We start from the raw sequence: 411 nt of genomic DNA on the forward strand, positions 1-411 counted from the left end.
AAATTGCCGACATTATCAGCGTTATCGACACCGTCACTCATGTCCGCGAAGGTTCAGATGCCATCTATGCCGGTACCCGTGAAATTGCGGCGGGCAACACCGATCTTTCCTCCCGTACTGAACAGCAGGCATCCGCGCTGGAAGAAACTGCCGCCAGCATGGAGCAGCTCACCGCGACAGTGAAGCAAAACGCCGATAACGCCCGCCAGGCCTCGCAACTGGCGCAAAGTGCCTCCGACACCGCCCAGCACGGCGGCAAAGTGGTGGATGGCGTAGTGAAAACGATGCATGAGATCGCCGATAGTTCGAAGAAAATTGCCGACATTATCAGCGTTATCGACACCGTCACTCATGTCCGCGAAGGTTCAGATGCCATCTATGCCGGTACCCGTGAAATTGCGGCGGGCAACA

General features: G+C 56.4%; 1 protein-coding gene. It reads left to right on the plus strand.

Going from position 1 to position 411, the window contains the following annotated elements; all coding sequences use genetic code 11:
- Positions 1–411, plus strand: a 411-nt coding sequence (locus tag BEN48_RS00015) for a methyl-accepting chemotaxis protein (RefSeq protein ID WP_241502116.1), incomplete at both ends; no start/stop codon positions are given.

Origin of the sequence: Hymenobacter glacialis, assembly GCF_001816165.1 — a bacterium.
GTDB classification, from domain to species: Bacteria; Bacteroidota; Bacteroidia; order Cytophagales; family Hymenobacteraceae; genus Hymenobacter; species Hymenobacter glacialis.